General features: G+C 67.9%; 26 protein-coding genes and 1 pseudogene. 15 read left to right on the forward strand and 12 right to left on the reverse strand.

The annotated features are described in order from the left end of the window. Nucleotides 1–45 precede the first annotated feature (45 nt). The 3 genes from helR to ACWGO0_RS08405 all read right to left on the reverse strand — a co-directional run bounded on the left by helR (nucleotide 46) and on the right by ACWGO0_RS08405 (nucleotide 4,969). Nucleotides 46–2,193 carry an RNA polymerase recycling motor ATPase HelR gene (gene helR, locus ACWGO0_RS08395; protein WP_453529963.1) on the reverse strand — a complete coding sequence of 716 codons (2,148 nt, stop codon included), beginning with the start codon at nucleotides 2,191–2,193 and terminating at the stop codon, nucleotides 46–48. Between the two features lie 86 nt (nucleotides 2,194–2,279). Beyond that, nucleotides 2,280–3,566 (reverse strand): glycosyltransferase, encoded by a 1,287-nt coding sequence (locus ACWGO0_RS08400; RefSeq protein ID WP_453529966.1) that lies wholly within the window; start codon nucleotides 3,564–3,566, stop codon nucleotides 2,280–2,282. A 299-nt stretch (nucleotides 3,567–3,865) separates the two neighbouring features. Beyond that, nucleotides 3,866–4,969, reverse strand: a complete 1,104-nt coding sequence (locus ACWGO0_RS08405; protein WP_453529969.1) for a serine hydrolase domain-containing protein — start codon at nucleotides 4,967–4,969, stop codon at nucleotides 3,866–3,868. A gap of 564 nt (nucleotides 4,970–5,533) precedes the next feature. On the opposite strand from ACWGO0_RS08405, the gene ACWGO0_RS08410 reads away from it, so the two are divergent. From ACWGO0_RS08410 to ACWGO0_RS08425, 4 genes are all read left to right on the forward strand, one after another. Further along, nucleotides 5,534–6,424, forward strand: a complete 891-nt coding sequence (locus ACWGO0_RS08410) for an endonuclease/exonuclease/phosphatase family protein (protein WP_453530237.1) — start codon at nucleotides 5,534–5,536, stop codon at nucleotides 6,422–6,424. Nucleotides 6,425–7,135: 711 nt separating this feature from the next. Next, nucleotides 7,136–7,789: a class I SAM-dependent methyltransferase gene (locus ACWGO0_RS08415; RefSeq protein WP_453529971.1), complete on the forward strand. Its 654-nt coding sequence runs from the start codon at nucleotides 7,136–7,138 to the stop codon at nucleotides 7,787–7,789. 65 nt (nucleotides 7,790–7,854) lie between these two features. After that, the gene (locus ACWGO0_RS08420) at nucleotides 7,855–8,067 is read left to right on the forward strand and encodes a dihydrofolate reductase family protein (protein WP_453529974.1); all 213 of its coding nucleotides are present in this window, start codon (nucleotides 7,855–7,857) and stop codon (nucleotides 8,065–8,067) included. Between the two features lie 58 nt (nucleotides 8,068–8,125). After that, complete coding sequence (locus ACWGO0_RS08425) at nucleotides 8,126–8,599, forward strand: hypothetical protein (protein ID WP_453529977.1); 474 nt, start codon at nucleotides 8,126–8,128, stop codon at nucleotides 8,597–8,599. Here ACWGO0_RS08425 and ACWGO0_RS08430 read toward each other — a convergent pair. After that, complete coding sequence (locus ACWGO0_RS08430) at nucleotides 8,589–9,167, reverse strand: dienelactone hydrolase family protein (RefSeq protein ID WP_453529980.1); 579 nt, start codon at nucleotides 9,165–9,167, stop codon at nucleotides 8,589–8,591. The genes ACWGO0_RS08425 and ACWGO0_RS08430 overlap by 11 nt on opposite strands. A gap of 43 nt (nucleotides 9,168–9,210) precedes the next feature. Further along, nucleotides 9,211–9,813 (reverse strand): hypothetical protein, encoded by a 603-nt coding sequence (locus ACWGO0_RS08435; protein WP_453529983.1) that lies wholly within the window; start codon nucleotides 9,811–9,813, stop codon nucleotides 9,211–9,213. A gap of 195 nt (nucleotides 9,814–10,008) precedes the next feature. Between ACWGO0_RS08435 and ACWGO0_RS08440 the strand changes: the two genes are divergently transcribed. The 5 genes from ACWGO0_RS08440 to ACWGO0_RS08460 all read left to right on the forward strand — a co-directional run bounded on the left by ACWGO0_RS08440 (nucleotide 10,009) and on the right by ACWGO0_RS08460 (nucleotide 14,758). After that, nucleotides 10,009–11,268 (forward strand): TerD family protein, encoded by a 1,260-nt coding sequence (locus tag ACWGO0_RS08440; protein ID WP_453529986.1) that lies wholly within the window; start codon nucleotides 10,009–10,011, stop codon nucleotides 11,266–11,268. 165 nt (nucleotides 11,269–11,433) lie between these two features. Next, nucleotides 11,434–11,679: a hypothetical protein gene (locus tag ACWGO0_RS08445; RefSeq protein ID WP_453529989.1), complete on the forward strand. Its 246-nt coding sequence runs from the start codon at nucleotides 11,434–11,436 to the stop codon at nucleotides 11,677–11,679. Next, on the forward strand, nucleotides 11,666–12,154 hold the full coding sequence (locus tag ACWGO0_RS08450) for a Clp protease N-terminal domain-containing protein (protein ID WP_453529992.1): 489 nt from the start codon (nucleotides 11,666–11,668) through the stop codon (nucleotides 12,152–12,154). The genes ACWGO0_RS08445 and ACWGO0_RS08450 overlap by 14 nt, the downstream gene beginning before the upstream one ends. 89 nt (nucleotides 12,155–12,243) lie before the next feature. After that, nucleotides 12,244–13,416 (forward strand): serine hydrolase domain-containing protein, encoded by a 1,173-nt coding sequence (locus ACWGO0_RS08455; protein WP_453529995.1) that lies wholly within the window; start codon nucleotides 12,244–12,246, stop codon nucleotides 13,414–13,416. Between the two features lie 427 nt (nucleotides 13,417–13,843). Continuing rightward, on the forward strand, nucleotides 13,844–14,758 hold the full coding sequence (locus tag ACWGO0_RS08460; protein ID WP_453529998.1) for an adenosine kinase: 915 nt from the start codon (nucleotides 13,844–13,846) through the stop codon (nucleotides 14,756–14,758). Nucleotides 14,759–15,086: 328 nt separating this feature from the next. On the opposite strand, the gene ACWGO0_RS08465 is transcribed toward ACWGO0_RS08460, so the two are convergent. Then, nucleotides 15,087–15,452, reverse strand: coding sequence for a hypothetical protein (locus ACWGO0_RS08465; protein WP_453530001.1), 366 nt, complete (start codon nucleotides 15,450–15,452; stop codon nucleotides 15,087–15,089). 149 nt (nucleotides 15,453–15,601) lie between these two features. Here ACWGO0_RS08465 and ACWGO0_RS08470 point away from each other — a divergent pair. Together ACWGO0_RS08470 and ACWGO0_RS08475 are read left to right on the forward strand one after the other, a co-directional pair. Then, nucleotides 15,602–16,069: pseudogene (locus tag ACWGO0_RS08470) on the forward strand (APH(3'') family aminoglycoside O-phosphotransferase); the annotation flags it as partial. 105 nt (nucleotides 16,070–16,174) lie between these two features. Next, the gene (locus tag ACWGO0_RS08475) at nucleotides 16,175–16,606 is read left to right on the forward strand and encodes an ankyrin repeat domain-containing protein (protein ID WP_453530239.1); all 432 of its coding nucleotides are present in this window, start codon (nucleotides 16,175–16,177) and stop codon (nucleotides 16,604–16,606) included. 367 nt (nucleotides 16,607–16,973) lie between these two features. On the opposite strand, the gene ACWGO0_RS08480 is transcribed toward ACWGO0_RS08475, so the two are convergent. From ACWGO0_RS08480 to ACWGO0_RS08490, 3 genes are all read right to left on the reverse strand, one after another. Beyond that, a complete protein-coding gene (locus ACWGO0_RS08480) occupies nucleotides 16,974–18,104 on the reverse strand; it encodes an IS630 family transposase (RefSeq protein ID WP_453530004.1) in 1,131 nt (376 codons plus the stop codon). A gap of 700 nt (nucleotides 18,105–18,804) precedes the next feature. After that, entirely contained in the window at nucleotides 18,805–19,311 is a 507-nt protein-coding gene (locus tag ACWGO0_RS08485) for a DinB family protein (protein WP_453530007.1), read from the reverse strand. A 337-nt stretch (nucleotides 19,312–19,648) separates the two neighbouring features. Continuing rightward, complete coding sequence (locus tag ACWGO0_RS08490) at nucleotides 19,649–19,933, reverse strand: hypothetical protein (RefSeq protein ID WP_453530010.1); 285 nt, start codon at nucleotides 19,931–19,933, stop codon at nucleotides 19,649–19,651. 745 nt (nucleotides 19,934–20,678) lie between these two features. Here ACWGO0_RS08490 and ACWGO0_RS08495 point away from each other — a divergent pair. Continuing rightward, nucleotides 20,679–21,323 carry a dihydrofolate reductase family protein gene (locus ACWGO0_RS08495; protein ID WP_453530013.1) on the forward strand — a complete coding sequence of 215 codons (645 nt, stop codon included), beginning with the start codon at nucleotides 20,679–20,681 and terminating at the stop codon, nucleotides 21,321–21,323. 723 nt (nucleotides 21,324–22,046) lie between these two features. On the opposite strand, the gene ACWGO0_RS08500 is transcribed toward ACWGO0_RS08495, so the two are convergent. Further along, nucleotides 22,047–22,424 carry a winged helix-turn-helix transcriptional regulator gene (locus ACWGO0_RS08500; RefSeq protein ID WP_453530016.1) on the reverse strand — a complete coding sequence of 126 codons (378 nt, stop codon included), beginning with the start codon at nucleotides 22,422–22,424 and terminating at the stop codon, nucleotides 22,047–22,049. A gap of 141 nt (nucleotides 22,425–22,565) precedes the next feature. Here ACWGO0_RS08500 and ACWGO0_RS08505 point away from each other — a divergent pair, with 141 nt between their 5' ends. The 3 genes from ACWGO0_RS08505 to ACWGO0_RS08515 all read left to right on the forward strand — a co-directional run bounded on the left by ACWGO0_RS08505 (nucleotide 22,566) and on the right by ACWGO0_RS08515 (nucleotide 25,141). Next, on the forward strand, nucleotides 22,566–22,973 hold the full coding sequence (locus tag ACWGO0_RS08505) for a RidA family protein (RefSeq protein ID WP_453530019.1): 408 nt from the start codon (nucleotides 22,566–22,568) through the stop codon (nucleotides 22,971–22,973). Between the two features lie 294 nt (nucleotides 22,974–23,267). Continuing rightward, complete coding sequence (locus ACWGO0_RS08510; RefSeq protein WP_453530022.1) at nucleotides 23,268–24,467, forward strand: serine hydrolase domain-containing protein; 1,200 nt, start codon at nucleotides 23,268–23,270, stop codon at nucleotides 24,465–24,467. A gap of 308 nt (nucleotides 24,468–24,775) precedes the next feature. After that, nucleotides 24,776–25,141 carry a VOC family protein gene (locus tag ACWGO0_RS08515; protein WP_453530025.1) on the forward strand — a complete coding sequence of 122 codons (366 nt, stop codon included), beginning with the start codon at nucleotides 24,776–24,778 and terminating at the stop codon, nucleotides 25,139–25,141. Between the two features lie 214 nt (nucleotides 25,142–25,355). On the opposite strand, the gene ACWGO0_RS08520 is transcribed toward ACWGO0_RS08515, so the two are convergent. Beyond that, nucleotides 25,356–26,528 (reverse strand): GTP-binding protein, encoded by a 1,173-nt coding sequence (locus ACWGO0_RS08520; RefSeq protein ID WP_453530028.1) that lies wholly within the window; start codon nucleotides 26,526–26,528, stop codon nucleotides 25,356–25,358. Nucleotides 26,529–26,533: 5 nt separating this feature from the next. Continuing rightward, nucleotides 26,534–26,704, reverse strand: coding sequence for a 50S ribosomal protein L32 (gene rpmF / locus ACWGO0_RS08525; RefSeq protein ID WP_453530031.1), 171 nt, complete (start codon nucleotides 26,702–26,704; stop codon nucleotides 26,534–26,536). Nucleotides 26,705–26,778: the final 74 nt, after the last annotated feature.

The following is a 26,778-nucleotide window of genomic DNA, read 5'->3' on the forward strand; positions in this document are numbered from 1 at the left end:
GCCTGCGTCCAGGAATGCCGAGGGCCCGGGCTCGTCAGGCAGGTGTCAGGAGCTCGTGAGGATGACGAGTTGCTGGGTCGCTCGGGTCATCGCGACGTAGTGGTCGACCGCTCCTTCGATGCCCTTGCCGAACGACTCCGGGTCGATGAGGACGACCAGGTCGAATTCCAGCCCCTTCGACAGCTCCGGGGTCAGCGACCGCACGCGGGACGTCGTCCGGAACGTGGGGTCGCCGATGACGCAGGCGATCCCGTCGGCATGCGAGGCGAGCCAGGTGTCGAGGACCGAGTTCAGATCCGAAGCGGATCCGTGTACGACGGGGACACCGCTGCTGCGGATGGACGTCGGCACGTTGGCGTCCGGGAGCACGGCCCGGATGACCGGCTCGGCTTCCGTCATGATCTCTTCCGGCGTCCGGTAGTTGATGCTCAGGGAGGCCAGGCTGATCCGGTCGAGCCCGACCCGTTCGAGCCGTTCCTGCCACGACTCCGTGAACCCGTGCCGGGCCTGGGCGCGGTCCCCGACGATGGTGAAGCTCCGGGACGGGCATCGGAGCAGCAGCATCTGCCATTCCGCGTCCGTCAGTTCCTGAGCCTCGTCCACGACGACGTGCGCGAACGGGCCGGCGAGCACGTCAGGTTCGGCGCCGGGCGGTGCCGTCCCGTCGGCCAGGGTGTCCCGCAGATCCTTTCCGTGCAGCATCGTCACCGCACCCTCACCGTCGGCATCGGCTTCGAGCAGGGAGTCGATGACGTGCGCCATGTGCTCGCGTTCTGCGGCGACGGAGGCGTTGTGCCGACGCCTGCGCAGCGACGCCTCCGGGTCGCCGACCCGCTGCCGTGCCGCGTCCAGGACCGGCAGGTCGGACACCGTCCAGGCATGGGCGTCCCCGCGCTGCAACTGCTTGACCTCGTCGCGGCTGAGCCACGGAGCGCACTTCCGCAGGTAGGCGGGTACCGACCACAGGTCTCCGACGACGTCGGCCGCTTCGAGCAGCGGCCACGCGCGGTCGAAGGCCGCGAGCAGCTCCCTGTCCTGGAGCAGCGACTTGCGGAGCAGGTCGACCGAGCCGTCGCCGTCGTACTTGTCCACGAGGATCGTGAGCAGTTCCTCCCAGACCTGGTCGCGCGCCTCGTTGTGCGGCGCACCGGGTCCCGCTGATTCGAACGCCACGGCCCAGTCGTCGGCGCTCAGCCAGATGTCGGACCACTGGGTCGTGATCGTCATCCCCTTGGTGGGCGGCTCCTCGTAGAACGTGACGGCCGTCTCGACGGCCTGCACCAGGTTCGCCGACGACTTCAGGCGGGCCACGGCAGGGTCGGCCTCGACCACTGCTGCGGCTCCCTCGGGTACGAGGTCCCGCAGCGTGCAGGTCTGCACGCTGTCCTCTCCGAGGCTGGGGAGGACATCGGCGACGTAACCCAGGTAGGGCTGGTGCGGACCGACGAACAACACGCCGCCGCGGCGCTGACCGAGGCGGGGGTCGGAGTAGAGGAGGTACGCGGAGCGGTGCAGAGCGACGACGGTCTTCCCCGTGCCCGGACCGCCGTCGACGACGAGAGCGCCGCGTGATCCCGCGCGGATGATGGCGTCCTGGTCGGCCTGGATGGTGCCGAGCACGTCTCGCATCCGTGGCGACCGGTTGCTGCCCAGGCTGGCGATGAAGGCGGACTGGTCATCGAGCGCGGCGTGCCCGGCAAACCCGTCCGAGGTGAACACCTCGTCCCAGTAGTCGCTGATCCGGCCGCGGGTCCACCGGTACCTGCGGCGGCTTGCCAGACCCATCGGGTTGCCGTGAGTGGCCCCGAAGAACGGCTCGGCCGCGGGGGAGCGCCAGTCGAGCAGCAGCCGACGACCCGAGCTGTCCGTCAGGCCCAGCCGCCCGACGTACACGGGCTCGGGGGTGTCCTCGCCGACCATGTGCCCGAGGCACAGATCCAGACCGAACCGACGCAGCGCGCGCAGGCGAGCGGTCAGCCGGTGGACCTCCATGTCCCGGTCCATCGCCTGTTGGCCGAGGCCGCCGGGCGACTTGAGCTCGGCATCGAGGCGGTCGGACAGTTCGGCGATCGACTGCTCGAGGCACTCCGCGATGGCCGCGAAGTGCTGCTCGTCACCGGCGATCAGCATCGGGGCGGCCTTGGGGGAGAGACGCTCGGGAAGGTCGAACGCGTCGGTGGTCAGGGGGGTCACTCATCAGCTCCGATTTGAGGTCGCTTGCAAAATTATTTGGTGACGTGCACAAAGCGTTTGGACGACGAGGGACACGAACGTCGTTGCTACGAAGGCCAACGCTCGTCCGAAGCGGTCCCGGTCCGTGTCCCGGTCCCGGATGCGGACACGGTGGCCGTTGTTCTGCTGATCATGTCGAACAGCAGCTTCGCGGCCACCATCGCCCCGTCGGCGCGGACCGTCCCCGCCACGGCGGTCGCTCGTGCGCGGGTCTCGGGGGCCAGGGCCGTCCTGAGCGCGGACGAGAGGGACTCGACGGTCGGAGTCGGGCCGTCGTGCGCCGCACCGATGCCAAGATCGGCCACCCGGCGGGCCCAGTACGGCTGGTCCACACTCTGAGGTACGACCACCTGGGGTGCACCGGCCCGGGTGGCCGTCGTCGTGGTGCCCGCGCCGCCGTGGTGCACGACGGCGGCCACCCGGCCGAACAGTGCCTGCTGGTTGACCTCGCCGACGACGAAGCAGTCGTCCTGGTCGTCGATCGGAGCCAGTTCCGCCCAGCCGCGGGCGACGACCGTGCGGCGGCCCTGCGCGCGCACCGCCTCGATCGGCACCTGGGCCACGTCCGTCGACGCGTGCATGGGCATGCTGCCGAAGCCCACGTACACCGGCGGTGCACCGGCGTCCAGGAACGCCATCAGGTCGGCCGGGAGCGGGTTGACGTCGGGCAGGATCCACGCCCCGGTCTGTACGACGTCGAGGTCCGCCGTCCGCTGCCAGGGGTCCAGGACCGGGTCCGTGGCCAGCCATGGCCGGTCGCCGATGACGTAGTCGCGAACGTGGTCCACCGGGGGCAGACCCACCGACGCCCGGTTCGTATTGAGCGCCTCACCGAACAGCGCATCGATGCTCTCGGCGTCCAGGTCCCACAGCACCTGGTTGTCGGTCACCCCCGGAGGGAACGGCCGGCCCGGATACGCCAGCGGCGGATGGTGCGGCGACGGCAAAGTGAGCTGCTGGAAGGTCACGGACACGGAGGGGATGCCCAGCTTCTCGGCCACCGACCGCGCGCCTGCCGCGGCCGGGATCACGCCGGTAGCCACCAGCGCATCGCATCCCTCGGCCGCCGCGGTGACCGTGCCGAACTGGTCGGCGATCAACTCGGCCGCGCGCTGGGGCAGGGATGACGGCCGCTGCACCCCGGTCGTCAGCGCGCGCGCCGACCGGCCGACCGGCACCATCGGCACGCCGGCACCGGCCAACCGCTGCGCGAAGTCCTCGTCCGGCGGCGCGCACACCCGCACCTCCACGCCGAGTTCCCGCAACCGCAACGCGAGCCCCACCAGCGGTTCGACGTCTCCGCGCGACCCATACGTCGACAACAACACACGCACTTCTTCGCACTCCCGTTTCCGTCGGTTCCGGCCTGGGCCGACGATTCTGCGGCATCACGGGGGCCTTGCCGCAAGGCCCCCCATGCGCTATATGTTGAGAGTGGAAAGGAGTGGGTACTCCTCTTTCCACGAGTCGTCCGCTGTTGACGGACAACCTCTTCCTCTTCGCATGCGGCAGCACGCGGTGCCGCGTCGCTCCGAGTCACGAATCCCGCCCCGCAAGATCGGCGCGGTCGCGCCAGGCGGACCCATCGGTCGCGACGCGTTCATCGCGGACCCCGACGAAGTCGAGGTGCGGATCAGCGGCACAGGGCCGTGTCCACGACACTCTCGACATGTTTCATGGCTGCTGGATCGGTCGGCTGGATGGTCACCGCGACGTTGGCGGCCCGGCCGTCGCCGGTGACGCCGCCCCGGGTCTCGTAACCAGGGAAGCTGCCGCCGTGGCCCCAGTAGACACCGCCGCACGACAGTGGTGTGCTCACGAGCCCCAGGCCGTAGCGGGCGCCGGAGCCGAAGGGATATCCGGCGGAGACGGTGGTGCGCATCTGGGCGAGCTGCGCCGCCGGGAGGAGGCGGCCCGCGAGGAGCGCGGTGAAGAAGCGGTTGAGGTCGGAGTTGGTGGAGACCATCTGACCTGCCGCCCACGCCCAGGAGGGATCCATCTCCGTGACGTCGCGTAGCGGCGCGCCTGCCGAATCCTGGTAGTAGCCCTTGGGATGGGGCTCTCGGATGGTTACGTCCGCGGGCGCGGGGAAATAGGTGTGGCGCAGCCCGATGCGTCTGATGATGCGCTGGTCCATCTCCTCGGCGAGGGGACGGCCGGTGACCTTCTGAACGATCAGACCGGCCAGCACGTAGTTCGTGTTGCTGTACGCCCAGTTCGTCCCGGGAGCGAAGTCGGCCTTGTGCTGGAGCGCGAGGCCGAGAAGTTCGCGGGGGTCGAAGTAACGGACATTGTCGCCGAGGTAGTTGGTGTAGTTGGGAAGTCCGCTGGTGTGCTGCAGGAGCTGACGGACGGTGATGCGGCGTCCGTCGATCCCCTCTCCATGTACGAGGCCCGGCAGATAGGTGTCGACGGCGGCGTCGAGTTCGACCTTCCCCTCCCCGACCAGTTGCAGCACGACCACCGCGGTGAATGTCTTGGTGTTGCTGCCGATCCGAATCTGACCGTCCTTGGGCACCATGGAGCCGGTGGCCAGGTCGCCGACCCCTGCGGTGTAGGTACGGGCGCGGCCGTCGCGGCCCTTGATGCCGGCCAGCGCGGCCGGCAGGCCATCGGCGTGCACCAGCGTGTTCAGGCCCTGCTGGACGGTATCCGGCTTGGCGGCGGCAAGGGCCGCGGGCGGCGCCAGGGCACCCGTCGTCATCACGCCGACGGCCAAGGCGGCCGCGACCGACACAGCTCTGCTTCGACTGCTGCCTTGTCGCCGAGGAGAACGGAACCTCTGCAATGCCTGCTCACGCACGAGCCAACTCCTGGGGAATCGTTGGGAAACCAGCGGTTTGTGCTGGGCACCACCAGCCTGTCTGGGTGCGGTGCCGGGGGCGATCGTGCTGCCCGCCCACTCCAGGTAGGGCTAACCCCCGGTGTGATCAACTGGCGGGGGACCACTGCTCCCGGACAGCTCTCCGTATTTCCACCTGCGGTAACACCAGGCTCCCGGGCCGGAACCTGATCAGTGAGCGGTGCGTCGTACGAGGCACGTCGTACTCATGGCCGCAGGCCGAGGACACGTCCGAGGCAGGCGGGTGGGAGGCACATGGTGAAGCGGGCGAACAGCAGGGTGGTGTCGGCATCGAAGACTGCCGCGCCGCGACGGTGGCTGAGTCACGTAGGCCGACGGCCGTGGCGGTGGCTCGCGGGGTGGGACAAGAGCGCCAAGGGCCTGCGGCGGTGGCGCTCGCGGTGGGGCGACGATGCCAGGGGCCGGTCGTCCTGGGCGCGCGGCCGCGTCCTCGCATCGCTGGCCGTGTCGAGCGCAGCCCTGACGGCCTTCCACTCCGCCGTGCCCAACACCGTAGGCCACCTGGGCAGCTTGCTTGAGGCGTTTCTGCCCTGGCTCGGCCTGGCCGTCCCGGCGCTGCTCGTCCTGGCCCTGCTGCGCCACTCGGCCACCGCGCTCGTGGCCCTGCTGCTCCCCGCAGTCGTCTGGGCGAGCCTCTTCGGCGGGTCGCTCCTCCCGGGAGACCGCGATGCACACGACATCACAGCGATCCAGCACAACGTCAGTGACGAGAACACCGCTCCCGTCGGTACTGCGGAAGCGCTGATCAAGGCCGCGCCGGAACTCATCGCCCTGGAGGAGCTGACGCCTTCCGCCCTGCCGCTGTACGAGAAGGCCCTGGCAGCCGACTATCCGTACCACGCAGTCGAAGGCACCGTCGGCCTCTGGTCGCAGTACCCGTTGACGGACGTGCGGTTGCTGGACATCAAGCCCAAGGGGATCGAGGAGGGCTGGAGCCGTGGGCTGCGATCCAGGGCGCATACGCCGTGGGGCGAGATCGCCGTCTACGTCGCCCACCTGCCCTCGGTACGTCTCCGGCTGAGCGGCTTCGACTCCGGTTGGCGCGACGAGAGCGCCGGTCTGCTCGGCACGGCCATCTCTGCCGAGAAGCTGGACAAGGTGATCCTGCTCGGCGACTTCAACAGCACGGCGGACGATCGCGGACTGACCCCGGTCACCTCGCAAATGAACGTGCAGGCAGAGGACTTCGAGTTCAGCTGGCCGACGGCCTTCCCCGTTTCCAGGATCGACCACATCATGACCCGCTCGGCGATCGTCACCGACATCCGGACCTTGCCCGCCACCGGCAGCGACCACCTTCCGGTGGCCGCCGGCATCAAGCTTGGTTGAGGACCGCGGGGCGTGGTCGCCGGCAAGCCGTGGCACGTAAGGGAATCCGATCTGCGCGGGACGAGGACTCCGCAGCGGAGGCGACTGGCGACGGGTCCCCCGGCGGGCGCTGGATCCCGAGCAACGCCGTCCTGCGCGATACGGGACGCCATTGCGTAGTCCGCTGGCCGAGTGTCAGCTGTGGGCCGCTGTCAGCGGTCGGCGTCCGTGCGCGCTCGGCGGGGATCTGATCGACCTGGAGCTGGACGACTCGACCTTCATGACGGCCCCGACTACGCACGGCCTCTACGGGAGCGATGGCTAGCCGGACCGCCGGGGACTTCCAACGACTGGGCAGCCTTTGGCACCAGACAGCACGGGGCCTAGCGGACCGCGTCCGGGAGCGGTGAAGGGGCCGGGCGGCTACCTCGGCGGACCGTACGACTGTTCGCCGACGGGCCCGATGTTCCTGGGCCGCGTGCGGGATGCACGTCACCCTGGCGTGACCCGGGGATTCGCCTCGCCTCGGGAACTGTCACAAGGCAGCTCACCGCCCCTGCCTCGGCTCACCTCACGAGCAGTGAGCGGATGCCGGACGCCGGATGCCCGACGACGGTCGGCTGTCCCGACTGGGACGATTCCGTTCGACCGCGCTCGCCGACGCCGCTACTGACCCCGCACTGTGCCAAGACCGACAACTGGCTGTCAGCGCCCTCATCTAGAGTCGCCCGTGTGACTGAGCCCTCCTACCTGGCCGCGGTCCGGGAGTCGTACGACACGGTCGCCGCCGATTATGCGCAACTCGTCAAGAAGCCGGCGGAGCTGGATCCGTTGTCACGCGCGATGCTGGCCGCGTTCGCCGAAGTCGTGCAGGCGACGGGGCGAGGTCCGGTCGCGGATCTGGGCTGCGGCCCCGGCAAGATCACGGCACATCTGGCAGAGCTAGGGGTGCCGGCATTCGGCATCGACCTGTCCCCGAAGATGATCGAGTTGGCTCGGCAGGCGTATCCGAGCCTCAACTTCACGGTGGGGTCGATGACCGAGCTGGCGATAGGGGACAACGAGCTCGGCGGGATCCTGGCCTACTACTCCGCCCACCACACACCGCCGGAATTGCTGCCGGTCGTGTTCGCCGAATTCCATCGCACGCTGGCGCCGGGCGGCCATCTGATGCTGGCAGGCCACGTGGGAAACGATGAGCATCTGCGTCCGACGCAGGCGTACGGCGGCCATGCGGTGTCCTACGAGTCCCACCTGGTACCAACTGATCGGCTGGCCCGTCTTTTGGACCGGGCCGGACTCGTCACCACTGCACAACTGGTGGAGGAGCCTGCCGAAGGAGCGACGAGGACGGTCGCCACCCTTCTGGCGCGGAAGCCCGAATGACTCCGGGGCGTTGGGAACGCTCGTGATCCGGCTGGTGGGGCGACAACCCGCCGTACCACCACGACGTGAAGGACGTGCGTTTCGCCGGTGGCCCGGCCACCATCCAGCAGTACGTGCGCGCCGGGCTGGTCGGCGAGCTGCACCTGGCCATCGTCCCGGTCCTCGCCGGCAGCGGGGAACGCCTGCTGGACAGCCTCGGCGACGGGATCGACGGCTACCAGGTCGCGGAGCGGATCAGCTCCGCAGCCGCCACTCACGCCCGGCTGATCCGCCGATGACCCGCCCCACCCAATTAACCGCTGGGCCGGAACAGATCAAGATTCGTATCTTTGCGCCATGGTGGACGAGGGAGAACCAAGACTATTCGTGAACCGGTGGGGCGACGCATCGAACACGGCACCCGGGGGACGCGACTCCCACCGCGAGGTGTGCACGTGCTTTGACCAGGCCAAGTCGCATCCGCGAGCCCGTGTCGGCTTCCACAGCGAACGTCAGGACACCTCGGCCGCCGGATGGCAGCGTCTGCTGGAGCTGATCGACGAGGCCGCGGACGACGGACGGGAGGAGTTCCGACCACTGGTTGCACTCAGCGCCCAGGAACGTCGGCAGGTCATCACCTTGCCGACGAGCATTGCCAAGCTGACGGCGGTCAAGCGCTTCGTGCTGTACGGCCGCGCTTCCCCCTGGCGCCGAGAAATACGTGCGATGGCCGCACAGGGGAGGCAGAGTCGACCAGCCCCCGTCCGACTGGGACTGATCGACCACGCGGAGGGCCGCCCGTCCGGACGTACCAGCGACGTCAGCAGCTGAGCTCGGCCTGGCGGAGGAAGTCCAGCACCCGGCGCCAGGTCAGTTCGGCCGCGGCAGGGTCGTGGTCGGGCAGGTCGTGGTCGATGTAGAAGTGCCCGGCGCCCGGGTAGCGGAAGACCTCCAGATCGACACCGGACTCCCGTGCAGCCCGGCAGAGGGCGAGAACGCGCTCGGGCGGCGCGAAGGCATCCGGCTCCGCGGCGTGCAACTGCACCCTGAGACCGGGGCGAGCGGATGCGGGAAGCTCGGCAACGGCGTGCAGGAGAAGTACGCCCCGTGTAGCAGGACGTTCGGGCCAGAGATCGGCGACGACGCCCGTCCCCATGGACACACCGACGAGCACGGTCTCGTCCGGCATACCCCGGAGGGCCTGGCGAGCGTGCTCGACCACCGCCGCCCAGCCGATCCGGTCGACCAGCCGGAACCCCTCGTCGAGAGTGGAGGCGGTCTCGCCGCGGAAGAGGTCAGGGGTGACGACCTCATGCCCGGCGCCACGCAGGCGCTCGGCGGCGAGGAGTTCGACGGGGCGCAGGCCGAGAACGGAGTGGAACAACGCGATATGAACCATAGGGTCAATCGTGCTGCACCGGGCTCACCGGCCCTGATCGACGTCACGATCCCGCTCCCTGCTGATGCGCAGGCTGGGAACTCGGGGTGGGAAGGGGCGCGGAAGCGACTGAACCGACGGTTCCGCAGGCGACTTCCGCCAACTCGGCTGCCGACTCGGAGGTCAGGCGGTAGAACCCCTGGAGGCTGACCGAGCGCTCCAGACGCCCATCCACCACGTACTTCAGGCCGCGGGTCCGGTCTCGGCGGTTACGCCAGGTAAGCCGCTCCAGAAGCTCGCCGGGTATCGGCATGTCGAAGCGTACGGGCGTCGCGTCCACGTGTACGGCCGTGGCCCCGCAGCCGTCGGCACCGAGCATCGACCAGTCGCCGTGCCCCGGAAACGCTGGTTCCTGCCACGTTGCGGGGGCTGCGCCGCAGCAGTCACGCCGCTCCATGCCGGTCACCCGCATCCGGCTCACGACGAACACCGCGCGCTGGTTGACGTGAAGGGCGTACACCTCGTCCCCAACACGGGCACCCGACCAGGTGGGCAGGGAGGAATGGATCCCGCTGAAGGCAACGGGCGGTTGTTCGCCCACGCGACCTGCCTTGCGCAGGGCGCGGCACGTGTCATGGGTCCACAAGACGGTGAAGGCATCAGGCATGCCGCTGATCCTATGGATGAGCACTGACAGCCTCGCGCTGCTCCGGTGGGCCCCGCCAACGGGCCTTCGAGCGCCGAATTCTGGCCGAGCCGGCCGTGCTCAGGGACGTCTCTCCTATTCCCTGCTTTCGGGGAGGGGACATGCCAAAACCTCGTACGCTGCGGGGGAAGGGATGGCTGCGGAAGGGGGATCCACATGTCGCTGCAAAAGGGTGCCAACGTACCGGTGGTCAGTGCCAGGGTGCGGGTGGAGCTGGGTTGGCAGGGAGGTTCCGGAGCACCTGATGTCGACGTATCGGCACTGCTGCTGACGGCGGCGGGCAAGGTGCGGTCGGACGACGACTTCGTGTTCTACAACCAGCCTGTGCACGGCAGTGGTGCTGTGCGCCACGAGGGCAGGCGCCAGGACGGTACGGGCGTCCTTGAGACGATCACGGTGGCGCTGCCCGCGGTGGAGCAGGAGATCGGGACCGTGGTGGTTGCGGCTTCCACCGACGGTACGTTCGGCCAGGTCCCCGGCCTCTTCGTGCGTGTGCTGGACGCGGAGAGCGGCGCCGAGACGGCGCGATTCGACGCCACGGGTGCCACCTCGGAGACGGCGTTCGTGCTCGGGGAGCTGTATCGGCGCAACGGTGCTTGGAAGTTTCGGGCGGTCGGCCAGGGATACGCCTCCGGCCTGGCCGGGCTCGCCACGGATTTCGGCATCACAGTCGACGAGCCCGCCGCGCCTTCACCGGTTCAACAGGCAGCACCTGCACCGCAGTCCCCGCCACCTGCCCCTGCGCCGCAGTCCCCGCGGCCCGCACATGTCCAACCGGTGCAGCTGTCGAAGATCACGCTGACGAAGGCGGCGCCTGCGGTGTCGCTGACCAAGCAGGGGGCCACCTCAGGAGGCATGCGAGTCAATCTCTCGTGGAGCGCCCCCAAGCCGCCGCGCGGTTGGATGAAGAAGGGGAAGGAAGCCGTCCGGCTGGAGGATGTCGACCTCGACCTCTCGTGTCTGTGGGAGTTGCAGAACGGAGCGACGGGGATCGTTCACCCCATCAACAACCAGTTCGGCTCGTTCGATCAGGCGCCGTACGTCCAGCTGGACCAGGACGACAGGACCGGCGCGAGCGAGGCCGGTGAGAACCTCATGATCAATCTTGATCACTCGGCCGAGATCAAGCGCATCCTGGTGTTCGTGGTCATCTACGCCGGGGCGTCCAGCTTCGCCGGTCTGCACGGGGTCGCCACGCTGTATCCGCCCACCGGACCGCCGATCGAGATGCGCCTGGACGAGTGCACTGTTCCGTCGCCGGTCGCTGCGATCGCACTGATCGAGAACGTGGGTGGGGAACTGATCGTCAGGCGCGAGGCGAAGTACCTGTTGCTGCCGCCGGGCGTCTTCAAGCAGCAGGCTGTGGATATCGAATACGGCTGGGGGCTGACCTGGCAGTCGGCGGGCAAGGACTGACCGGCTTCCGCTCCCGCTGCTGTACACCTTGCGTCCCACCTCTCGTGAGCGACTGCCCTGGCCGCTCCTCCGGCCCACGATCACGCACACCCGGCAACGTCAGCCCTGCCGTAATGATTAGCAACCATGGTTGACTATCTCCATTAGTCAACTATGGTTGCTTGCATGCCTGTTCCTGAGAGCTCGGTTCCCCAAGAGTCCGCCGACGCCCTGGCGGCCGTCGTGGCGTTGCGGCGCCTTGCTGATCAACTGGAGGACGCCGCAGTCGAGCAGGCCATGCGGGTGGGCTGGAGCTGGCCGCAGGTAGCCGAGGCGCTCGGTGTCACGCGCCAAGCCGTCCACAAGAAGCATGCCAAGAGGCTCATCGCCTCCGGAGTCAAGCTGAGGAGGCGCGGCGATGAACGCGTTTGACAAGTACCTGCACGCGGTCATCGTGCGGGCGGCACACGAAGCCCGCGATGATGGATCGGCGACGATCGAAGCCCACCATCTCCTGTTGTCGGTCGCCGCCGAGCGGGGGGCTGTCCCGTATCGGATCCTGACCTCGGCCGGGCTCGATCGCAACGCTGCCCGTGCCGCGCTGGACCGGGAGTTCGAGCGCAACCTGCGCCTGGTCGGAGTGTCTCCGGCGACCTATGACCTCCCCCCGCCGAGCTATGTTTCCGAGCAGCCCAAGATGGGCGCGTCCGCCAAGCTCGCGCTGGAACGGAGCTTCGCCTCCGTCCGCAAGAAGGAGCTGCGGCCCGCGCACGTGCTGCTCGGCATTCTGCAGGCTCAGGTCGGCGCCGTGCCACGCGCTCTGGCCCTGGCTGACGTGGATCGGGCCGAACTGGTGGACCGCGTGCGGCAGACACTCAGCGACGAGGACGACGGACCAGACGACTGACCATCGGAGACGACTGTCCACCGGATATGGCCGACAAGATCAGCGTCGCGAGGCCGAGTGCGGCTCCCCACCGACAAGGAGAGATCCACATGCACCCACGCGCAGCTCACACAGACGCCGTCCGGCAGGGCGCCGCGCAGGCCAGGGCGGCGGGTGCCATGTCTGCATCAGCGCCGATCGCACTGGCCGACGGCCACCCGGAGATGCAGCGCGTACTCGACGAGGCCGTCACCCAAGGTGGCCTTCCCGGCATCCTTGCCGGGATCTGCGACGGTGATCGGCGGTGCTTCGGCACGGCAGGGGTGGCCGATACAGCAACCGGCCGCAAGCGCTCACCTGATCACCGGTTCCGCATCGGCAGCATCAGCAAGACATTCGTGGCCACTGTGGTGCTGCAACTGGCGGCCGAAGGCCGGCTGGGTCTGGACAACGCAGTGGAACAGTGGTTGCCCGGCGTACTCCACGGCCACGACCACGACCACGACCACGATGCCACGAGCGTGTCCATCCGGATGCTGCTCAACCACACCAGCGGCATCTTCAACTACACCGACGACCAGGAAGCACTGAACCGTCACGCGACCCACGCCCCCGAGTTGCTGGTGCAGATCGCCACGGCCCATCCGGCCACCTTCGCGCCAGGTTCGGGCTGGGCCTACTCCAACACCAACTACGTCGTCGCAGGCATGATCGTCGAACGGGTCACCGGCCGGGCGCTTGCCGACGAGATCGCCGAGCGGATCACCCGCCCGCTCGGCCTGACCGGGACGTACCTGCCGCACGGCAGCGACCCGACGATCCACGGGCCGCACTCCCGGCACTATACGAAGCTGTTCCGGACCGACCCCGGCGCCCCGATCCATGACGCCACCGAGTTCGACTCCGCCATGTTCTGGGCGGCCGGCGGCATGATTTCCACCGCAGACGACCTCAACCACTTCTTCGGCGCTCTGCTGGGTGGCCGGATACTGCCACCGAGTCAGCAGCGCGACATGTTCACCACGGTGCCGACCCACGGCTGGATTTCCAACGCCGCCTACGGCCTCGGCGTCTCCTCAGTGACGCTCCCCTGCCAGGAAACGGTCTGGGGCATGGGGGGCGCGCTCTTCGGTTCCTGGTCCTATACCTACGGCGACCGCGACGGCGTACACATGGTCACCGCCAACGTCAACGGCGATTGGGTGGACAGTGGTTGGGACGACCCCATCGGAATCTTCACTGAGCTGCTCCAGACGAAGTTCTCACGCCTGAGCGGTACTTGAACATTGCAGTCACGCTGCCGGGCGTGTGGTCCGTGCGGCGCCGAGTGCGGCCCGTCGGGCAACGGGCACGACCATGGGGGAGGGGCCCGGCCGCCAGCCGCCTTTCCACGCCCCCCGCGCCCCCCTGCGCAGCCAGTGAGAGCAGGGTCCCTGCACGCGGACCATCGAGCGCCCGGGTAACGCGCGCAGGGCGGCAGTCCGACCACCTGGGCGCCCGGGACTCACTCTGCGACGGGGTGCACGTAGCCGACGATCCGAGATGTCGCACGCGAATGGTTCGCAAGAAATTTCGGCAAAGATCTGCAAATTATTGCCAAGGTGATGACGGCCTGCTTGACTCACCTGCCGGTAGACACAGGTGACGGCCCGTTCCATTGACCGCATGGCGGCGACCATGCCTCCTGGCCCTCGTTCGAGAGGTACACCCATGAGCATCGAGACCGACGTCCTCGTCCTGGGAGGCGCAGGCGTGGATACGATCGTGTACGTTCCAGAGCTGCCGCTGCCCTACGCAGACAGCTACATGGTGCGGCCCGGAATCGAGACAAGGGCGGGCCAGACCGGGGACTTCGTCGCCCTGGGAGTGAGCGCGCTGGGCCTGCGGACCCATCACTTCGACATGATCGGCGACGACGATGCGGGAGATCTGGTCCGCGCGCTGCATCGCGAACGGGGCATCGCGCTGACCGAGGTCCCTCTGCCCGGTGGAACCAAGAGGGCTGTCAATCTTGTCGGCCCCGACGGACGGCGACTGTCTCTGTACGACGCCAGCCGCTCCCGTGAGGAAGACCGGCTGCCCCCGGCAACGGTCCGGGCGTTGGCAACGTCGAGCCGCCACGCCCATGTCTCCATCACGTACCCCTGCGCTTTCGCCCTCCCCGAGCTGCGGGAGTCCGGCGTGACGGTCTCGACCGACCTGCACAACTGGGACGGCGTCAACGCTTACCACGAGCCCTTCGCGTACGGGGCGGACATCGTCTTCCTGTCCACCACAGCCCTGGCGGACACGGAACGGACCATGCGGCAGGTCGTGGAGCGCGGCCGGGCCGACGTAGTCGTCGCAACGGCAGGAGCCGAAGGATCGTATTTGCTCCACGAGGGGAACCTGATCCACATTCCGGCCGTCACGCCCCCCGGGCCGGTCGTGGACTCCAACGGTGCCGGAGACGCCTTCGCGGCTGGTTTCCTCTTCGGCCACCTGACCGGCGAGCCGCCCCGGCGGTGCGCCCTCTACGGCGCGATCGCCGGAGCCCATGCCTGCACTGTCCCGGCCACGCGGGCCGAATCCATCGGCCACGACGAACTACTCGCCCGGGTCGCCGAATTGAAGGCCACGGCATGACCACTTCACGATCCCGATCGCCCCACACCCTCCTTGCTCTACCAGCCCAGCCGGTTGTGCGCGGAAGTGGTTCGGCGATGGCGAGTGTGAGGTCGACGCGCAACAGCTGAAGTGCGGTGATGGCGAACCGACTCTGGACGACGGACTTCTCGTCCTTCTCGTCGGCCAAGCCGAGGCCGGTCACTGCGTAGGCGCGGCCGAGCGCCTCCTCACAGTCCGGGTAGTCTCCGGTCTGGGCGAGGACGGCACGGAGGCCGATCTGATCGCGAGCGCGTACGACGACGACAAGCATGGCGCTGCGACCATCCACTACAGCACCCAAGCTCGGTCACCGATCGACCACGCAGTGCGCGTCCGCAGGCCAGGACCCCCTGCTGACGATGTGGTTGACGATCCTGAACGCTTCCTCGAGTGGCACGGTGTCCACATCCAGGTATTCGTCGTTCTGCCCGTTGGAGAGAACGAAGCCGTCGCTCGATCCCTCGGCTCCAGGGTCGACGGCATGCCGACCGGCATCTCCTTCACCATCCATCAACACCAGCATTGCGCGCTGGGAGTTGGTCACGAAGGCCAACCTGCGGCCGGACGAACTGGTCAGCCATGTGTCGAGTTGTCCTCCGCTGATCCTCGCCCGAAGGGTCTCCATCAGCACGTGCACAGTGCTGCCGTCGCCGATCACCCAGGACTCGATCATGGGCACGACGATCTCACAGACGAATCTGATGGAAGGTCCTAGGCCATTTTCGTGCGCATCACGCAATGCCGCCGCACGCCGGTGCCGTGGCAGAGGCGCTGATCCTACGACCCCGAGTTGGGAATGCCGGGCTGGCTGGAGTTGCCCCTATGAGCGATCACTCGGGACCGCAAGCCGTTTCGCCGACGCTGCTCGGTTTTGGGGGGCGACCGGTTGCCTGACACCTCAGGTGAGTCAGGCGCCTCCGTCTTTCGTAGTGCGGGCGCCACCCGGTATGCCAAGTGCGCACCCGCTGCGGATGCAGCCGTTCTGAGTGCCGAGCGCCACCGGATCGCATGGCTAAGCGGTGAAGGAGCGCCGGGCCCTGGGTGCTCGGGTGACGCGGGCGCCTGCTTGGCCACCCAGCGTCGTCTTCGGAGTACCTGCTGATCAGGTGTCCGCTGAGGACCTGCGAGTCTCCTGGGAACACATAGCGGACGCGGTCCGTCGCTGCTCGACGTGCCCGCATCGGAGTGCCCATACCGCCGGGGCCTGGACGCTATGGTCGCTCTGACACGCGACACGTAGCCCGTGATGCTGTGACAGAGTTGCTGACCCGCCTCACTCGGTCGCTAAGCGACGGGATCAAGAGGTCGCCGGCGCCGGTTGCTTGTGCTGGTGGCCGCCTTCAACGAAGGGCTATGACCGCGCCACCGCATGTCGGGCAGGTAACCTCAACACTCGTGAACCAGCGTCGGCGGAAAAGGCTCTCCAAACACCTCGTCGTGGCTGCCACGTGGGGTGACACCTCGAGGGTCAAAGCGCTTCTACGAGCTGGAGCCCACCCAGAGGCAGCGAACGTTGAGGGCACCACCCCTTTGTACGCGGCATCCGTGCAAGGAGCCACCGAGGTTGCCCGCCTGCTCTTGGCAGCCGGCGCCTCGCCCAACACTGAAAGTGGATACGGCGCGGAAGGCACGCCCCTGTGCGCAGCTGCATGCTGGGGGCATGCCGAAGTGGTGCGCGAGCTGCTGGCTCACGGCGCAGACCCGGACCTCCACGAAGACCACGGCTCGGGCCGCTCTCCTCTCAACTGGGCGATCAGCGGACCCTATCCAGAAACAGCGGCGCTCCTCCTCGCAGCGGGAGCCAACCCGCACGAGGAAAGCACCTAGTGCAGTGACCGCATAGGTTCGCCGGGTTGCCTGATCGAGGGACGGGCGGGGCTGTCGTTCTGTCGCGTGTCAGGATGTCGCCATGCAGGTGTCGGATGCTCTCGTAGTTCTTCAGGTATCGGTTTACAGGGAGCGGAGTGCGCTGGCCGACTTCGTCAGGTCCAGCGGTCCCGTCAAGGATTGGAGCGCTGGCGTCCGAGAGGAAGCTGCCAGGCTTCAGAGGTCCCTCGAAGAGTCGGAGCGCACGTTGCAGCAGGCGGTGCGAGGTGCTGCGCGCACGGAAGACCAGGTTCGGGAGTTGCGGCGCGCTCTGACACGGCGGGCAGGAATTAGCCTCGCGGAGAAGAGTTCAGATCCGGCTGTCTGATCAGGCGGCGAGGGCTGGTCTGCCGCCCCAGTGGATGCCCTTCTCACTGCGGATGCGGATGCGGATGCGGGCGCGCTCGCGGCGTTCGGCGGCCAGGACATCACGGTGGCGGGTGTTGGCGTTGCGCCAGCGCAGGTAGGCGTGCAGGGCTCGGGTCTGCACCGGGTGGTTGGGGTGGTTCGAGTTGGCGATGGTGAACTGCCGCAGCGGTCCGAAGTGGGCTTCGATGGGATTGGCCCAGGAGGCGTAGGTCGGGGTGAAGCACAGTTCGACCCGGTGTTTCTTGGCCCAGTCCCGGATTCGGGTGCTCTTGTGGGCGGACAGGTTGTCCAGGATCACGTAGATCGGGGCGCCGTCGGGGCGGGCCGCGCGGATCGACCGAAGCGCGGCCAGGGTGTTCGCGGTGCCCTTCTTGTGATGGTTGACGCCCCACAGGGTGTCGTCGCCGATCGAGTAGCAGCCGTGGAAGTACCGCACGCCGTGGGTGCGGTGGTAGGTCGCGGGGTGTCTTTCGGGGTGGCCGGAGGCGGCCCAGGCTGATCCGCCGATGGGCCGGATCCCGAGCGGGCCGAACTCGTCGAACGCGAAGATCCGGTCCGGGAAGCGGTCCAGGACGTGCTCGATTCGGTCGAGCTTGGCGTCGTACTGAGGGTCTGGGGACTCCTTCCAGGTTTTGGTGCGCTGGAAGGTAACGCCGCGGCGGGCGAGCAGGCACCGTAACGACTCGCGGCCGATGTGGATGGCCCGGCTGTGGACGCGGTGCAGGTAGGTGACGAGCTTGCGGATCGACCAGCGGGTGAAGGGCTGTCCGAGCTTGGTCGGTCGGGTGGTGGCCGTCTGGACGACGAAGTCCTCGTCGTCAGGGCTGAGCAGGCGGGGACGGCCTCCCGCCCAGCGAGGGTCCAGGCACCCCAGCCCGATCTCGTTGAACCGGTGGATCAGGCCCCGGACAGTGTTCTCGTCCGCCCGCACTAACTCGGCGATGACCGGGACACGGTTGCCGCCGGCTGCGGCCAGCGGCATCATCGCGCGCCGGTAACGCACCGAACTGGTGCTGCCCCGGCGCACAATCTGCTGCAGCCTCTGCCCCTCCTGGTCGGTCAGTCTGCGCACACGGACAGGCTCGGCCACCGCACCTCCACCGGACGGAATCGGGCATCACCGCACATCCAACCGCCCCAACCACCAACCCGGCGAACCTATGTGGTCAGAGCACTAGCGCTCACATGCACTCCGAAGTGCCCACGCAGCGATCTCGCCCGTCTCAAAGTCCACTTTCGTAACACGCCCCAGTCGCTGGTGATCTGCCGACCCGGCTGCCCGCGATGCAACCGATGACTGTGCTGATCCGCGGGATCGGGGATCACTGCCTGGCCGCCGCCCTTGCGCGGGTGATGCGGATCGCGTGCGACGAGTACGCCTCGTCGGCCATGACCACGTCCGGCCTGGTCCGGGGCCGTCTACGGCGTCGGGGAACGCGCAGGCGGGCCGTGACATCGGTGCAGGCGGGCACGTCTCCGGCTTCCGGCCTGGCCGGCGGTCAGGACGATCGCCAGGGGTCGGCACCCGCCGGCAGGAGCTCCATTTCACGGGCCCCTGCCGCGTGCGGGTGAGCACGCACAGTCGTGGAAGCCCACCGCAGACCGCCCAGTCGAGGGCTTCGTCTGCGTCGGCCTGGCCATCAGCGTGGTAAACACCCGCTGCCGGATGCGGTCGACGGCCCACATCCGCGTCCGGTCCGGGAGTAAGGGCCCGGATCCGCGCCCACTGCGTGTCAGTCAACGGCATACCTGGCTCAACGGCCGCCTGATCCAAACAGCAACGAAAGTGCCTAGTCGCCGGTCGTTCCGTCAAGCATCTCGCGCAGGATGTCCAGGTGGCCGTTATGGCGGGCTGTCTCCTCGGTGAGGTGGAGGAGGATCCAGCGCAGGTCGACGTGGAGGCCGTTGCGGACGGCTCGCTGGGCCTGGTCGGCCAGGCCGTTCCCGGCGATCAGGTCGCGGTAGCGGGCGCTCTGTTCGGCGTACTCGTCGAGCAACTGCGTGAGCGGGAAGTCGACGGCGATGCGCATCTCGCGGTCGGGGTCCTCGTCGGTCCAGGGGCCCTGGTCTTCCTCGCCGAGGAAGACCACCTGGAACCAGTAGTACTCGACCCAGCGGAGGTGGTTGATCACCCCACTCATGGTCATCAGCGGTGAGCCCGGCAGGAGCGCCTTGCGAGCGTTCTCGGCGGAGACGCCTTCGCACTTGGCGCGGGCGGTGTCACGTGTGTAGTCGAGAAACGTGGTGAGCTGGGTGCGCTCGTCCCACGCGGGAGGCGTGTCGTCGATTCTGGTCATCGCGCAAAGCCTCCCCGATCACCACGGCCGATGTCGAGGCAATTATCTACGGCTCACCCCGCTCCACCTGGCTCCTTTGCCCGGCGGGCCCCCGGCATGATCCGCCGGACAGCCCCGGGTCACGCGGCTCCAGTCGGAGCGCTCCATTCTGATGAGAAGGTGAACTCGCGTACGGTGCCGCGCCTACCGGCGGCCATTGCTGGCCGTTTCCCGCGGTCACTCAGGCCTATGGAAGCTCACAGGTCAACTGTGCTGCTCACCCGCAACAGCTCTGCATGAGCGCCATAGTTGGGACCAGTGCCGCCTGCGTATCTCTCCAGCGTTACGCGACGAGGTATCAGGCGAAGGGTTGGGTCACCGGCGGCGCGTCGGAGTCGTGCACCAGTTCAGCAAGCTGGATGAAGAATCCGTAAGTCGACATGCGCCCTCGGAGGCGAAGGAAGTAGGAACGGTCGGAGCACTTGAAGATTTCTCGACGACGCGCCTTCCAGCGGCTGTGTTCGTACGTATGCACCGCCCGCATGAGGGCCGCGGCTGCCTCGTCCGGGCTCCCCTCCAATTCCGCGATGGTGCGCGCGTCACGGTCCGAATCTGCGACGCCTTCAACTGGGACGGCCAGCACTATCCATCGTGACATCCTGCGATCAGTCCCCTCCCCTTGGCGCCGACCACCGCGGTGCGCGCTGCGGGACCAGTGTGGCAGGCGAGGTGTGCGCTGCCGCCCGCAATCCTTGGTCGGCTCAAGCGACAACCAGGCCCGGGCGGGTCGTCCTGTGTCTCGATCCCTCTCGACAGGTCCACGAGTTGTTGGAGCGCTTCGGGGTAGTCGAGCTCAGCTGCTGCGTCCAGCCAGATGAGCTTGGCCCCGTGGGCCCGATCAAGGTCGCAAGCCACGATTTGGCGCGCCCACCAGTATGCCGCCGTTCAGCGCGCGTCGACGAGGTCTTCCGGCCGTAGCGGCAGCAGGCTCAGCTCTTCAAGTACAAGGTCGAACAGCTCCCGCGACTGACCGTATTCATTGCGCCCGAGCCCGCCAACAGCGAGAGCGAAGGAGCCTCGACCCCGGCCAGCAGCGCGTTCTGGCCCAGTTGAACCAATCGGTCTTCCGAAGGACGGTGCCAGGCCGCCAGGGTTCGGTCAGCGGCCATCTGCATCAGGCTGATCGCTCGGAGCCTCGATGCGTGCCGCGTCGTTCTTCACGTCGACCGGCAGCCGAGCAGATCGTGAAAGTCTCAGGAGGAGGGCGGGCGCCCTTACTGCAGGAGCCTGCTAGGTAGCCCAGTTTCTGAGCGGTCGCGGACGCAGCGATGAGTTTTCGCGGTCCGGAGAGTCTCACCCTTGTCATTGCCCCATCACAGGAGGAACGCGTGGCTCAGTTACTGAGGGTCCAGAACTTCAATGTCTCGAGTGACGGCATCGGTGCCGGTGAGGACCAGACCCTTGAGAGGCCGTTCGGTCATGTCGATCCCGAGAGGCTGTTCGCCTGGGCCGGTGCCACGGCGAGCTGGCCCATGCGCACCGACCCCGGTGGCAGCCGGGGCCTGGACGACTACCTCACGCGTGACTACGCCCGCAACATCGGCGCCGAGATCATGGGCCGCAACAAGTTCGGCCCCCAGCGCGGGCCGTGGCAGGACCATGAGTGGCAGGGCTGGTGGGGTGACGAACCTCCGTTCCGTACGCCGGTGTTCGTCATGACCCACCACAAGCGTCCTTCGCTCACGCTCTCCGACACCACGTTCCACTTCGTCGACGCAGACCCTGCCACGGTCCTCGCGCAGGCCCGGGAGGCGGCGCAGGGCAAGGACGTCCGACTCGGCGGCGGGGCCACCACCATCCGGGAGTTCCTCGACGCCGACCTCGTCGACACCATGCATGTGGCGGTCTCACCGGTGAAGCTCGGGTCCGGAGTACGACTCTGGGAGTCCCCCGATGAACTGCTCGACCGCTTCAACCTGGACGTCGTCCCCAGCCCGAGCGGAGTGACACACCACCTGTTCTGGCGAAAGTAAACGGCACTCAGGGTCGACCTGAGGCGGGCCGTCAGCCGGCGCTGGCGGCTTCCTCAGCTCGCGTCCGGGTGGAGGCTGGGACCTGTCCGGTCGATCTTGGCCATAGGCCGGGGCGGAACGATCAAGCCGAACAGGTCATGGGCGATGGGGGTATCGGATCGGGTCGGCAGGAGAGGTATCGCAAGGTGCTGAGACCGCTGCTACGAGCCGCGCTGAGGTGATACCCGACGCGCGGTTCCCGCCTGAGCGGCACCGGGTCCGTCAGCAGGACCGGCGGGACATTATGGGGGCCGGCCGGCGCGGCTACGTTCCTCGGTATTCGTGCCAGCCACCCTGGCTTCGCCATGCTGGCCCTGGGTAACAGCGTCTGGCTCCTGGCCGCCACGTATAACAAGACTCTGCCACGGCGTCTCGTCCTGGTGTTCTGCCGCTTTGGCCTGCTTTGAGGCGGGCGCTGGCGGCGGTTCGGCGCGGGCGCCGGCTGCGTGCTGACGGGGCACGGACGATGGTGGAGTTCACTGAGATGTGCCAGTCGATCTCACCCGTCGCGTCCGCCGCCGCGTCAACACCCCAGCCGTCTGGCCGTGGTCCCCCCAAACGGACGCCACCAGCGGGTACGTAGACGGCGCCTGGAAGGCGGAGCCTTCCGCTTTCGCGCCCGTACCGGCCTGTCGATCCCGCCGAGTGAGCGTCGGCCTATGCCTCCCGCCACCGCTTCAGCCGTCAGGTGTCGAATCGGTCGCGGGAGGCTTCGATGTGACCGAAGTAGCGGTGGGTCCAGTCGCACATTCCGTCGACGGTCGCCCGGAGGGCCTGGCCCGGCTCGGTGAGGGTGTATTCGACCCGTGGCGGCACGGTGGGGTGCACGTTCCGCTCGACCAGGCCGTTGCGTTCCAGCATGCGCAGGTTTTGAGTGAGCATCTTGTGGCTGATGCCCTCGACCTTGTTCCGCACTTCGGTGAAGCGGATGGTGCGCTCACCGAGGGCCTCGATGATCAGGAGCGCCCACTTGTTGGCGACGTCCGAGAAGATCTCCCTCGCCAGGGAGTCCGCGCGTGTCAGGTCTGCTTCATCGAGTGAGCCTTTGAGCTGCTTAGTCACCTTGAGGTTCCCCAGTCACCGAAAAGTGCGTTCTTCCATGTCAGGGCAGACTCTCCTACGGTTCCTAAGTAACCACAAGAGACCGCGAGCGCCTCGGTCCGGTGGAAATGAGCCCACGAGCTCTCATGACAAGGAGTCAGCATGGCCATTACCCTGACGAACCCTGAAGGGCTGGCGAAGGTCGACCTGTACCGGCAGGTGTCGGTCGCCACCGGATCGAAGCTGGTCTTCATCGCCGGACAGGTCGCCTGGGATGCCGATGGGGTCACGGTCGGCGAAGGTGACCTCGCCGCTCAGGTCGAGCAGTGCTACCTCAACGTCGGAACGGCCCTGGCCGAGGTCGGTGCTTCCTTCGACAACGTGGCGAAACTGACCGTCTACCTCGTCGACTGGACCCCCGACAAGATGCCCCTGTTCGTGGAGGGCGTAGCTCGGGCAGCCGCGAAACTGGGGGTTACCCCGGCCTCGCCGCTCACAGGCGTGGGCGTCGCTGCCCTGGCGGGGCCCGATCTCCTGGTCGAGGTGGAAGCCACCGCGATCATCGACTGAGCAGGTGCTCACGCCTCGCCGTGATCGCTCAGTACGCCGACCGGGCCCTCACGGTGCCGTGTAAGGGCCCTGGCGCCCACGCCAAAAGGGGCGTACCACGGGTGCCACGGCGCAAGGGGGGATGCCTTCGACCCCGCTCGGGGCGGCCTGCTCGTGCGTCCGGGGCACGCCGCCCCGGTGGTTCGTGGGGCTCCGAACGAGTGGACTTGCCGGTGCGCCGATCGGAGAGGGTCTTTCGCCCGGGGTTCGGATGGTGATGTTGCTGTCCGCTCCCCGGACCTGGAAGAGGGCCACATGCGACGTACCCCTGCCCGAAGACTGTTCGCCGCAGCGCTGCTCGTGGCGTCCGTGCTGGCCCCGATGGCAGTGGCTCCCGCTCCGGTGGTCCATGCCGCGGGCGTGGACCGGTACGACAAGGACAACTGCCCGCCCGGCGGCCTCGGTTCCGAGGTGAACGCCCGGCTGGACAAGGTCATCGAGGACGTTCGCAAGCAGGCCGGCATTCCCGGCGTTGTCGTCGGGGTGTGGATGCCGGGCAAGGGGAGTTACGTCCGCGCGACCGGCGTCGCCGACACCGTTACCCGCGAGCCGATGGCTGCCGACTCCTACATCCGGATCGGCAGCGAGACCAAGACCTTCACGGTCACCGCACTGCTCGAACTCGTGGACGACGGTCGGATCAAGCTGGACGACCCGATCTCCGCGTACGTCCCCGGTGTGCGCAAGGGCAACCAGATCACGCTCCGCCATCTCGCCGAGATGCGCAGCGGCCTGTACCCGTACACCTCCGACGCGGACTTCCTCCGCGACCTGCTGAGCGACCCGCAGCGTGATTTCACCCCGCAGGAACTGCTCGCGTACGGCATGAAGCACAAGAACACCTTCAAGCCGGGGGCGACGTTCCAGTACTCCAACTCCAACCTCATCCTGCTCGGCCTGGTGGTCGAGAAGATGAGCGGTCAGAGGATCGAGGACTTCATCCACAATCGGGTGCTCCGCCCGTCCCACCTGCGCCACACGCTGTTCCCGACGGGGCCCGGGTTCCCCGAGCCGCACTCGCGCGGCTACACCGACCAGACACTGAGCGGCAAGATCGAGGACTCCACGGACTGGAATCCCAGCTGGGCATGGGCCGCCGGGGCAATGATCTCCGATCTGCACGACCTGCGCCGCTGGGCCGAGATCGTCGCCACCGGAAGACTGCTCAGCCCCGAGACCCAGGCGCAGCGGCTCAAGACGCTGCCGACCGGCTTCCCCGGTACCAGCTACGGCCTCGGCATCTTCGAGACCGGCGGATGGATCGGCCACAACGGCTCCCTGCCGGGGTACGAGACCGTGACCGTCTACCTGCCCTCGCAGAAGGCCACCCTGGTCATCATGATCAACACGGACGTCCGCCGCGGGGGCCAGGAGCCGTCCACACTGCTCGCCCGGGCGATCACCCAGGTCGTAACCCCCAACAACGTCTACGACGGCGGGGTTGCACCGCGCTAGGGGTGTCCGCCGGTCCCGGCGGGAGCGTCCGAGGGAAGGGCATGGTCGACCGGCTCGCCCGACAGGGTGTGGATCTGCCGCGTGTGGTCACCGATCCGTAGGCGACGAGGTCCGTCTGTCAGGGGCAGAGGGCCTCCGTCGCGTGCGTCCTCCGGCTCTCGCCACAGTGGAGTCGATGTCTCCTGTACACGTGTACGGGCACTTACGGGGCCCTCCGGCCTCCGGGATCATGGCCAGGTGCCGCGGGGCGGAGCCGGACGTACGGTGGGAAAACGGTGTCCGTGTCCGCAGGGTGACGGGAGAAGGCCATGACCGGTGAGGTTTCCTTCTTCGAGCTGGGTGTGGGCGATGCCGAGCGGGGTCGCGCTTTCTTCGGCGGACTGTTCGGCTGGGCCTTCGAACCGGGCACGACCGAAGGTGGTGGGTTCGCGATCCGGACGCCCAACGTCTTGGGCGGGCTGCATGGCGGCGACTCCGGCGCGAGCCCATACCTGTTCTTCAAGGTCGACGACATGCGGACGGCGCTCGAAAGGGTCCGTGAGCTCGGTGGCTCGGCCGACGACGTCGACCTGGGCGGCGACGACGAGTCGATCGCCCGGTTCGGCCGCTTCCAGCTCTGCCATGACGACCAGGGCACGCCCTTCGGGCTGCACCAGCCGCCGGCGGGCGGTTGACCGGGATCGAACCCGGGCCGGGCTCGGACGGCCCGTCACTCGCGAAGGCGTCCGGCCCTGCCGTTCCGAGGACCAGGGGGGCAGTCCGTCCGCAGACCACACCCCGCGTACGAGGTAGACGGCTCCGCGCCCGGAAACATGTGCTGGGTGCCGAGAGGAACGGATACCGGGCTGGGCGATGCCGTGGCTGCGACCACCGCCCAGCCCGGAGTCTTCAGATCTGCGGCGCCGGTTCCAGGTGTTCGTGCTCGCAGGTGTCATCGATGCCGAACGTGTCCCAAGTCGGGAACGGGTCCCCCCGTGGCAGGGGTTCTCCGTCGGTCATCAGACAGGTGGTCAAGGCGGCTTGCAGGGCTGCGGTGCGCAGTCCGGTGCCGATGAACACCAGTTCCTGGCCCTGGGCGGAGTCCGCATCGCGGGCGCCCGACGGCTCGAAGCGAGCCACGGAACCGGCCTGCGACCAGAGGCCCGTCACGTGCGGGCGGCTGCCCAGCCGGAAGAAGCCCTTGGAGCGCAGGACCTGTCCGTAGGCTCCGCTGTCGAGGCCCTGCGTGACGAAGGTCCACAACCGGTCGGGGTGGAAGGGGAGTTCGGATCGGAAGACCGTCGAGGAGATGCCGTACTCCTCGGTCTCCGGGACGTGGTCGCCGTTGAGCTCCATGACCCAGCCCGGGGCCTGCTGCGCGCGCTCCAGATCGAACAGTCCGGTGCCCAGCACTTCGCGAAGCGCCACGCGTCCGTGGGTGGCGGACACGATCCTGGCGACGGGGTTGAGGCGGGTCAGGGCCGCCCGGAGCCGGAGTGCGCTCTGCGTGTCCACGCGGTCGAGTTTGTTGAGCACGATGACGTCGGCGAACTCGATCTGGTCCATCAGCAGGTCGCTGACGGTGCGCTCGTCGTCCTCGTACTGATCGAGGCCGCGCTCGGCGAGGCCGTCCCCGGCGGTGAGTTCGGGGAGGAAGTTCGCCGCGTCGACGACGGTGACCATGGTGTCGAGCCGGGCGAGATCGCCGAGGGTGGCGCCGTCGTCCCGGGGGAAGGCGAAGGTGGCAGCGACGGGCATGGGTTCGGAGATGCCACTGGACTCGATGAGGAGGTAGTCGAAGCGGCCCTCGCGGGCGAGGCGGTCGACTTCCTCCAGCAGGTCGTCGCGCAGGGTGCAGCAGATGCACCCGTTGGTCATCTCGACGAGGCGCTCCTCGGTCCGCGACAGAGCTGCCTCGCCGCCGCGCACGAGTGCGGCGTCGATGTTGACCTCGCTCATGTCGTTGACGATGACCGCGACACGCAGGCCTTCGCGGTTGCTCAGAACGTGGTTGAGGAGGGTGGTTTTGCCCGCGCCGAGGAATCCGGACAGGACGGTGACGGGCAGCCGGTCGTGCGTCATGGCTGTCAGCCCTCGGGCCGCAGCAGGCCGCGCTCGTACGCCTTCAGCAGTCGCTGCGGTACGAGGTAGACGGAGCCGTCCACGCTGAAGGGCACCAGCGTCGGGGTGGTGGCCTTCCATTGGGCGCGCCGGTGACGGGTGTTGCTGCGGGACATCTTCCGCTTGGGAACGGCCATGGTGGATCTCCTGAGTAGGCGAGGCGGGGGACTCCAGACGCTATATGAAAACGGGTCTCATGTTCAAATGCTGT

The sequence above is a fragment of the Streptomyces sp. NPDC055749 genome, from assembly GCF_053617235.1.